This window comes from Clostridia bacterium, assembly GCA_036562685.1.
Taxonomy (GTDB): domain Bacteria; phylum Bacillota; class Clostridia; order Christensenellales; family DUVY01; genus DUVY01.
In genome coordinates this window covers 1-2,530 of sequence record DATCJR010000094.1, presented here as the reverse complement: position 1 = coordinate 2,530, position 2,530 = coordinate 1, and the positions used below count along the sequence as shown (strand labels likewise).

7 protein-coding genes are annotated in these 2,530 nt (G+C 30.2%); 4 read left to right on the top strand and 3 right to left on the bottom strand.

The window, feature by feature from the left end; translation table 11 throughout:
* The 3 genes from VIL26_04465 to VIL26_04455 all read right to left on the bottom strand — a co-directional run.
* Positions 1–250 (bottom strand): hypothetical protein (locus tag VIL26_04465; protein HEY8390188.1); only part of this gene is annotated, 250 nt, incomplete at its 3' end.
* Positions 219–632, bottom strand: a complete 414-nt coding sequence (locus VIL26_04460) for a hypothetical protein (protein ID HEY8390187.1) — start codon at positions 630–632, stop codon at positions 219–221. The genes VIL26_04460 and VIL26_04465, both read right to left, overlap by 32 nt.
* A gap of 2 nt (positions 633–634) precedes the next feature.
* A complete protein-coding gene (locus VIL26_04455) occupies positions 635–919 on the bottom strand; it encodes a hypothetical protein (GenBank protein HEY8390186.1) in 285 nt (94 codons plus the stop codon).
* 230 nt (positions 920–1,149) lie between these two features.
* On the opposite strand from VIL26_04455, the gene VIL26_04450 reads away from it, so the two are divergent.
* From VIL26_04450 to VIL26_04435, 4 genes are read left to right on the top strand one after another with little or no spacing between them, the layout of a single operon-like run.
* Complete coding sequence (locus VIL26_04450) at positions 1,150–1,806, top strand: S8/S53 family peptidase (GenBank protein ID HEY8390185.1); 657 nt, start codon at positions 1,150–1,152, stop codon at positions 1,804–1,806.
* The gene (locus tag VIL26_04445) at positions 1,793–2,002 is read left to right on the top strand and encodes a hypothetical protein (protein HEY8390184.1); all 210 of its coding nucleotides are present in this window, start codon (positions 1,793–1,795) and stop codon (positions 2,000–2,002) included. The genes VIL26_04450 and VIL26_04445 overlap by 14 nt, the downstream gene beginning before the upstream one ends.
* Complete coding sequence (locus VIL26_04440; protein HEY8390183.1) at positions 1,999–2,235, top strand: hypothetical protein; 237 nt, start codon at positions 1,999–2,001, stop codon at positions 2,233–2,235. Before VIL26_04445 ends, VIL26_04440 begins: the two co-directional genes overlap by 4 nt.
* Positions 2,223–2,393, top strand: coding sequence for a hypothetical protein (locus VIL26_04435; GenBank protein ID HEY8390182.1), 171 nt, complete (start codon positions 2,223–2,225; stop codon positions 2,391–2,393). The genes VIL26_04440 and VIL26_04435 overlap by 13 nt, the downstream gene beginning before the upstream one ends.
* Positions 2,394–2,530 lie beyond the last annotated feature (137 nt).

The window sequence follows — 2,530 nt, the reverse complement described above, 5'->3', positions numbered from 1 at the left end:
TGGGAGTAACGAATTTTACAACAGCGTATGGCTTTTTTAAACAGACTTCTAACGCTAAAATAGAAAGTAAAAAAGATTTACCCGTTTGACGAGAAATAAGCATAGTAGTGATTTCATCAGCACCACTATGAAATTGATCATAAATTGTTTTTTGTAGGGGGTGGAGCTTCCATCTTAAGATTCCTTTTCTCCATAGAATCTTTTTGGCCTGAGAACTACTAAGCTCCGTCTTCTTCTTCTTGGGTTTCAACACTTTCAGCTATCCTTAGCAACTCATCATCAGACATATCGTCTGGTAGAGATTTATATTTAGCGTTAATTGTACTCTTATCAGTCAATAAACGCTTATTTTTGATATGAAGATCTAATATTTTAGTTTCTTCTAGTGTAAGTGGCCGCAACATTGCGGATTCTTTTAAAAATTGTATTTGTCTTTCAATAATTAATTCTTCTGAACTAATCTCAAGTTTAACTAATTTATTTTTAGTTTGATCCAAAGCGTCTAAACGAGCAATAAGTTGATTTACTGCTTCTTTCAGTTTTCGGTTTTCTTCTTTAAGCTCTAGATTTTTTTGTTCTAAAGCCGAAATTGTTTTAAATTCCTTTTCTAAAACTTTAATTTGCTTTGACATGATTAAAAATACTTTTGTGGTTTAGCAACTTTGCCAATACTTAGTTTGCTGATTTCTTTTTTTAGTTCTTGAATCTCAGCTTTCATTTTTTCAGCTTCAATTTTATTTTTATTGAGATCTTTTGGTTCAAGAAGCTGCAACTTCATTTTAAAAGCATAAACCGCAGCAATTGCAAAAAATATGCCAACTTCGGGAAAAGTTGGAGCAATAACCAACATTTTGACCGTATAGGCCAAAAAAGCCAATAAAGCAAAGTTCACCTTAACTTTTTTTACTACTTCTAGCATTTTTTACACCTTTCAAGTGTATTAACTTGTAAAATCAGAGTTTTAAGGCGTGATAGCCATGTTTCTAAAGAACCTTTTGCCTAATTAGGCTTTGCTCCTTGCCAATAATCTCTTATCATTATTTGTTAAAATAGAGTATGTCTAAAAATTAGACAATTGTCAACTACTTTTTTTACGATTTTTAAGAAAAATAGGTTGTTTTTATTCAAAATATGTATTAAATTAGAACTATGAAATATTTAATGCTTTTATTTTGCCTATTAAGTTTCAGCGCAACAGCGAAAACCATTAAAGTTGCGATTTTAGATACTGGGTTTGATTTTAAATATAAAAACCGAGTAAAATTGTGTGATAGTGGTCATGCTGACCTAACAAAAACATCGCTGCGGGATACTCATGGTCACGGAACTAATGTTGCCGGATTAATTAGTAAAGATTTAGAAAAAATTGACTACTGTTTAGTGATTATTAAATTTTATGCCGGATCAGATCATCCAATGAATGGAATAAATTTTTTAAAAGCATTAAAAATTGTTGCAGATTCAAAACCAGACATTGTCAATATTAGCGCCGGTGGTCCTGTTTTTAGCCAAATTGAAAAAACAATTGTACATCAAATACTGTCTAATGGTACAATTATGATTGCAGCTTCTGGTAACAATGGAATAAATTTAAATAAAAATTGCAATTTCTATCCTGCATGCTATTATCCTGAGATTATTGTAATCGGTAATACCAATAAAAATAGCAATACTGGAAAAGTTGTTGATTTCTATGTAAATGGAAATAATGTTGCTAATTTTGGAGAAAGAATGACCGGATCAAGTCAATCTGCGGCAATTTATACGAATAGAAAAATAAAGGAGTTATCGCTTGGAAAAAATTAAAATTCGTGAAGGTGATTTAAAACGTACACTTGAACTGTTGAACAAAGAATGCCCTGGAGAATTTGTATATATAAGTGTAAATTTCCCAGTGTTAACTTTAGTTTCTTATAACAAAAATAATGAAAAATTAGAAATACAATTAAAAGATGATGCATATTATTCTTCACCGAAAAAAATAAAAGAGGAACCTTTTTGAAAGTTTGTTTGTATTTACTTCTATTCTTTTTTTGTTCATTTGGTTATGCTTCAGAAAAACAAGCAATAACTAAAGCATTAACTGCCGCTTATTATCAATTAGAGCTAGATGATGAGGTTAAAAGGCTTGAAAAAAAGTATGTTCCAGAAACTGTTCGTAAATACGGAGGGGTTGTATCATTTCTAACAAGGATAGCAGTAGACAAGAGAATAACATACACTTGGGAATTTTAAATGATAAATTTATTGATAGGCTAGAGCTTTATCAAATTATTAATAAAATTTTCTTTGATTATATCCCTGATGATGTTAAAATAAAAGCATTAGCACATGCTTCAGAAGTAATTGCATTTGAAATGAAACAGGAGGGTGAACATGCAAGAAATAATTGATGGATTAAAAATCGCATTGACTATTATTGATGAACATGAAAAAAATTTAGGCCAAAATATGGACACTAAATTTATTAGGGCAAAAATTAATGAAAAAATACAAGAACTAGAAGACCAATTTTTTAACGAAATGGAAA